Below are 5,740 nucleotides of genomic sequence, written 5' to 3'. Positions count from 1 at the left end.
TTGGGCTGACATGATGGCTATGTCGGCGCCAGCTGCGCCGACTTCGCGCCAAGTTGACAGTACCGTTCCGACAAGGCAACGCCGATCTGTTGTACCAATTCCGCGATGAAGCCGGTGCTCTCCCAGGCATAGATGGAAACCATGATCGGGGCCTCTTCGCCGAATTGCGCATAAGGCCTGACGTGGCGCCCGAGCGTCGCGGCAACCGGGAGAAGCGTTATGCCAAGGCCGCCCTCGACGGCGACGAGCACGTTGTTGAGGCTGCTGCCAGAAAAGGCGATGTACCAATGGCGGCGCTCACGCTCGATGCGGTCGAACATGGTCTCACGGTACAGGCCACCAAGAGGGAAGGTTACGAGGGGGACAGGGTCCGGCCAAGCATCAGGAGCATCCTTGCTCTCGAACCAGCCTGTGGCTTCGGGGAAGCTTGCCCGGCAATCGTTGCTGGGTGCCGGCTCCTTGACGACAACGATGTCGAACTCGCCGCCACGGTAGCGCCGGGTCAAGTCGCGGCTCAGCCCGGCGCTGACGTCGAGGCGGATCTCTTGGTGGCGCTTGGAGAACTCGCCGAAAAGTCGGGCCATGGGACGGCTGAAGACATCTTCCGGAAGCCCGATATGAATGGGCGTTGTGCCGGCCGGATTGCCCAGTGCCGCCGTCGCCTCGCTCTGGAGCGCCATGATCCGACGGGCATATCCAAGGAGGCGTTCGCCTGCGGCGGAGGGGCGAATGGGGCGTGCGTCCCGATCCACCAAGGTCTGCCCAACGGCTTCCTCGAGCCGGGCGAGCTGCTGACTTAAGGTCGACTGGGTCATGTGCAGGCGCTCAGCTGCCCGGGTAAAGCCTCCGGCTTCGGTGATTGCGATAAAGGTCCGCAGCAGGCGTGGGTCGAGCATCAGCGACTCGCTGGATCACTGCAATCACTATTCAATAAACCAATAATCTCCATCTGAACATTTAATTTCCAGATGGAGTAAGCTGGCACTATTCTCCCGACATTGCAGTAAGGAGTGCTTGGCGGTGTGAGCGGATCTCCTCGTGGGCGGTGCGACGATCGACAGCCTTATAACGGCCAAGCCGAAACCGGCAGCTGACATAGGCCCAAGTGCAGCCCATTACACCTCAGCGATAGGCACACAGGAGCGACCCGTGCAAAGTGCAAATCACCAAAGCCGTAGAGCCTTCCTTCGTCATTCCGGCGGGCTGGCAACCGCGTCCGCAATACTAGGCTTGAGCGGCACGCAGAGCGGGGCCGCCGATGCTACCGCCAGTACGGATCAGTCCCGTCAGCACATCACCGCTGTTACCGACAGTCACTACTATTTGAGTGACGTGCGCCTCGAGGAAGGCTTCGAGCACGAGGGTGAGGTGGTGGTCGGCACCCGGACCGGAATTCATACGCTGGAAATCCAGGATGGTCGCATCAAAGCGGTGCACGACGCGGGTGCCGCACTGGACGCAGCCCTGCCGCGCTACAAGGCGCAGGGTAAGCTGCTTCTGCCTGCGTTCCGCGACATGCACATCCACCTGGACAAGACCTTCTATGGCGGCCCGTGGCAGGCTCCCCTTCCCCGTCAAGGCAAGACCATCATGGACATGATTGCGCGGGAGGAAGTGCTTCTTCCGAAGCTGCTGCCGACCTCGCAGACGCGTGCGGAAAAGCTGATTGACCTCCTCCTCTCGCAAGGCAGCTCGATAGCGCGCAGTCACTGCAACATCGATCCAGTGAGCGGATTGAAAAGCCTGGAGCATCTCCAGCTTGCGCTGGCGAATTATCGTGACAGCTTTGAATGCGAGATCGTCGCCTTCCCGCAGCACGGCCTGTTGCACTCCAAGGTGGATGGGCTGATGCGTGAAGCGATGAGCATGGGCGTGCACTACGTTGGCGGCTTGGATCCCACCAATGTCGACGGTGCCATGGAAGCATCACTGGATGCGATGTTCCAGATCGCGATCGACCACAATAAAGGCGTCGACATCCATATTCATGAAGCCGACCCAGCCGGTGTGGCGGCTCTTAACTACATGATCGCAACCATCGAGAAGACACCGGCGCTGCGTAACAGGCTGACGCTCAGCCACGCCTTCGCTCTCTCCACTCTGCGCCCCGAGGAGCTGAACGAGATGGCTGGGCGCATGGCCACACAGGGCGTAACCGTGGTGTCGACAGTGCCGATTGGACAGAGGACAATGCCGCTGCCGCAGCTGCGTGCCAGGGGTGTCAAGATCATGACCGGCACGGACAGCGTGATCGATCATTGGTCACCGTTCGGTAGCGGTGACATGCTGGAGAAGGCCAACCTGTGCGCCCAGCTCTACGGTGGAAGCGACGAGTTCCGTCTGTCGCGCGCCCTTGCGATCGCCACCGGCGATGTGCTTCCGCTGAGCGATGATGGGAACGTAGCTTGGCCGAAAACAGGTGACACGGCTGAGTTCGTTCTGGTTGATGCTAGCTGTTCGGCCGAGGCCGTCGCACGGCGCGCACCGCGGCGGGCAACGTTCCACAAGGGACGTTTAGTCTACGGTGCTGTTGAGCGTGCCTGAGGTAACAACCTTCGGCCGAGACGCTCACTGCTCCTGCAAGGAGTTCGGATTATGCGAAGAAGTCTCGCCATCTCGATACTTGCGGCACTCGGCATAATGGGCCATTCGATGACAGCCGTTGGACAATTAACGAGCGGGAAAGACGTATTGGACGCTGTCACAGACAACGATGTCGATGCGGCACAGATTCGAACCCTTCTGTCCCGCGGCGCCGACATCGATGCGAGAGATGAAGCCGGACGCACGGCGTTGCTCATCGCAACCCACGGCAACAGGATCGAGGTTGCGAGGGTGCTGATTGAGGCCGGTGCCAATGTCAATGCAAAGGATCGGATCAATGACAGCCCCTATCTCGATGCCGCGGCGCGGGGTTATCTCGAGATCCTGAAGATGACACTCGCGCACGGTGCGGATCTCAAGAGCACCAATCGCTATGGCGGCACTGCTCTCATCCCAGCCGCGGAGCGTGGCCATGTCGACACTGTCCGCACTTTGATCGAGGCGGGCGTCGATCTGGACCACGTCAACAATCTCGGGTGGACGGCTTTGCTGGAGGCCATCATTCTGGGTGACGGGGGCGAATGTCATCAGCAGATCGTCGACCTTTTGGTGAAGGCAGGTGCCGACATCAACTTGGCGGATCGAGATGGCATAAAGCCGCTGCAGCACGTGCGCAGTCGCGGCTACAGGGAGATCGAAGCGATCCTTGTCGCGGCGGGAGCGATGTGAGCCACCCTCGCCGGCTGATCGAATTGAAATATTAGTGGACTGTCTATGATTGATAAGGTCCGTTGACGTTATGGAGACCTCATCAGCCAGCGGATTAGTCTTCTATTAACCATGCTCGGTCAACGATAGCTAAAGCCAAAAGGGAGGTGGGAAGAGCGTCGATGGACCGCCTCCCGCCTTTTTGTCACGTCTGCCCCCAAGGAGCCCAGTGTGAACGCGATCCTCAAAGAGCGCATCGGAGAACGGGTTTCTGCGCTCAAGATCTCATGGCGTCGCGCCTCTCTCGAAGCGGGTCTGGAGGCGGGATTCATTCAGGACATCATTACCGGTCGCTCCCAACATCCAGGTGAGGATGCGGTGGCGAGCTTGGCTACCGTGCTCAAGTGTAGCCCGTCGTATCTGACGGGCCAGAGCGACGATCTTGCCAACCCTGCAGGGGCCTACGGCGCGACTGCACTCCTTTCGGACGCGGCCCAGCGGCCCGATGCTGTCATGGCGCTCAGAATTGTCGACGAACTGCTGGCCGCCGGTCACGTTGAGGCAGCCCGTGTCGCTGTCAGGCGGGCTCTCAAGGTGATCGCTGTCGAATAAAGTCAAACGAGCTTTTACATCGTACAAAACGTAACTGCATCAGTTGACCCGTTGCGTTCCCGATGAAGATGAGCAGCGAGCATGGATCGCCGTGATCGTTGTTCTGAGAGTAGTCCGAGCTGCCGCTTAGCAACAACTCGCCATAAAGTGTCCGCTGCAGCTGGGATGGATGGAAGACTCATAGCATTTAGTATGATACTTCATATCTACGGGTTGGGATATTTTGACTTTGCGGCTACAAACAAAATGCGCTGAACAAAGATCATGGAAGCTTCGCCGGTCCTCCAAAGCACTCAGAGGCCCTCTGACAGTTTCGCCCGTACCCCTCGGTAGTCACACGCTTCAGCTTAACGCACAATTCCCAGTCGCATCAGGCTGGATGCTACCTTTCTGTACAGTGAGCCGGATTAAACTACTGAGTTGCTTCGTATACCAGACGTGAAACTAATCGAAAGCCGCTCGGGCAGCGTTGCGTTGCAACGGGGACAATCATGCGAATAGTCGACGCGTCGCACTCCAACAGGGCTGGCATAGGCTGGGCATGGAGCACGATGCTCCGATTTGCCGTGTTGATTACGGCTGCGCTGGCTCTTCTCGCCATCACGCTCGTTGGATTGTTTGTTGTCCTGCCTCTGATGATCGCCGGCGGCATCGCATTGTCCTTTTTCCTCTGCCGCAGGCTGCGCCAAGCGCAGCAGCGGTCGAAGGGTAGTGTCATCGATGCCGATTACACGGTCATAGGCCTCCGCGAATGATAATCTATCCCAGGCTCCAAGGCTGGTAGCCCGAACTTGAATCCAGGGCTTTCCACCCCCACGTTATCTTTACCGGGGTCCGGGCCCCTCTGGCAGTCTTCGTCAGGCTGCGATGTCGGACTCTCTCACCTGAGGAGCATTAGAACGGCTCCGCATCTGGGAGAAGACTGTGACGTCTTACTCATATACCTCCCCTTTCACCGACACATCGCTCCGTGTGGCCGAAACCCGCGCACGCCTCGACGCGCTCGCGCGGCTCCTCGACAGCGCGGTTCGCGTGCCAGGAACCAACATCCGCTTCGGCGCCGATGCGCTGCTGAACCTGATCCCGGGCGTCGGCACACTCACATCGAAAGGCATGTCGGCTTATCTGATCTGGGAAGCGCGCCGCCTGGGGGTGCCCATGTCGACGCTCCTGCGCATGGTGGGCAATGTCGGTGTCGACTTCGTGATCAGTGCCATCCCGCTCGTGGGTTGGGTCGGCGACGTGTTCTACCGTTCGAACCTGCGGAACATGGATCTGCTACGCTATCACTTGGACAAGGCGCATCCAGTACCAAACCGCTAACAGCGATGACACGCACACCTGACGGGTGCGCATCAACCTGCCTCACTATCGTTCAGAAAGCATTGCAATGAACAACCCGAATGCTGCGCCAAACTTCCGCAATCTTGCGATAGTGGCTGCGGCTGTGACCTTGCTGTCGCTTTTCTACTTCCAGAACACGTCGGCACCTCAGTCTGAACAATTGCCCTACTCCGCCTTTGTTACGGCCGTCGACCAGGGCGAGATCCGCTCGGCCACCATCCAGGGGCAGGAAGTCATTGCCGAACGCTCGACAGGCAGCCGTGTCACGACCTATGTCCCGCAAGGCGCCGGTCTGATCGCGCAACTCCAGCAGAAGGGTGTCGTCATCAAGGCCGAGCCGCCGCCGCAGCCGAGCCTGCTCGGCGGCCTGCTGCTGTCACTGCTGCCTTTTGCCCTGATGATCGGTCTCGTGCTCTGGATGTCCCGTAACGCCATGAACAAGCAGGGCGGTGGCGGGCTGATGTCCATCGGCAAGTCCAAGGCGAAGCTCCTGACCGAGGCGCATGGCCGCGTCACCTTCGACGACGTGGCG

General features: G+C 59.5%; 7 protein-coding genes. 6 read left to right on the top strand and 1 reads right to left on the bottom strand.

Annotated features, from left to right (window positions below; genetic code table 11):
- Positions 1-17 precede the first annotated feature (17 nt).
- On the bottom strand, positions 18-896 hold the full coding sequence (locus tag KBI52_RS02420) for a LysR family transcriptional regulator (protein WP_173945230.1): 879 nt from the start codon (positions 894-896) through the stop codon (positions 18-20).
- A gap of 334 nt (positions 897-1,230) precedes the next feature.
- Between KBI52_RS02420 and KBI52_RS02415 the strand changes: the two genes are divergently transcribed.
- The 6 genes from KBI52_RS02415 to KBI52_RS02390 form a co-directional block, all read left to right on the top strand.
- Positions 1,231-2,544 carry an amidohydrolase family protein gene (locus KBI52_RS02415; RefSeq protein WP_247654133.1) on the top strand — a complete coding sequence of 438 codons (1,314 nt, stop codon included), beginning with the start codon at positions 1,231-1,233 and terminating at the stop codon, positions 2,542-2,544.
- A gap of 51 nt (positions 2,545-2,595) precedes the next feature.
- Positions 2,596-3,273 carry an ankyrin repeat domain-containing protein gene (locus KBI52_RS02410; protein ID WP_371823102.1) on the top strand — a complete coding sequence of 226 codons (678 nt, stop codon included), beginning with the start codon at positions 2,596-2,598 and terminating at the stop codon, positions 3,271-3,273.
- 210 nt (positions 3,274-3,483) lie between these two features.
- Positions 3,484-3,864: a hypothetical protein gene (locus tag KBI52_RS02405; RefSeq protein ID WP_173945233.1), complete on the top strand. Its 381-nt coding sequence runs from the start codon at positions 3,484-3,486 to the stop codon at positions 3,862-3,864.
- A gap of 551 nt (positions 3,865-4,415) precedes the next feature.
- On the top strand, positions 4,416-4,619 hold the full coding sequence (locus KBI52_RS02400; protein ID WP_173945234.1) for a hypothetical protein: 204 nt from the start codon (positions 4,416-4,418) through the stop codon (positions 4,617-4,619).
- 169 nt (positions 4,620-4,788) lie between these two features.
- Positions 4,789-5,187, top strand: a complete 399-nt coding sequence (locus KBI52_RS02395; RefSeq protein ID WP_173945235.1) for a DUF4112 domain-containing protein — start codon at positions 4,789-4,791, stop codon at positions 5,185-5,187.
- 25 nt (positions 5,188-5,212) lie between these two features.
- Positions 5,213-5,740: ATP-dependent metallopeptidase FtsH/Yme1/Tma family protein (locus KBI52_RS02390; RefSeq protein WP_210805086.1), on the top strand; the 528-nt coding region annotated here is incomplete at its 3' end.

The organism is Microvirga sp. HBU67558, from assembly GCF_018069605.1.
Taxonomy (GTDB): Bacteria; Pseudomonadota; Alphaproteobacteria; order Rhizobiales; family Beijerinckiaceae; genus Microvirga; species Microvirga terrae.
Note: the sequence above shows the minus strand (reverse complement) of the source record. Positions and strands in the feature narration are given on the sequence as shown.

Coding starts and splice junctions, on each gene's coding strand:
- KBI52_RS02420 (WP_173945230.1), bottom strand. CDS start 896: ATGCTCGACCCACGCCTGCTGCGGACCTTTATCGCAATCACCGAAGCC.
- KBI52_RS02400 (WP_173945234.1), top strand. CDS start 4,416: ATGCTCCGATTTGCCGTGTTGATTACGGCTGCGCTGGCTCTTCTCGCC.
- KBI52_RS02410 (WP_371823102.1), top strand. CDS start 2,596: ATGCGAAGAAGTCTCGCCATCTCGATACTTGCGGCACTCGGCATAATG.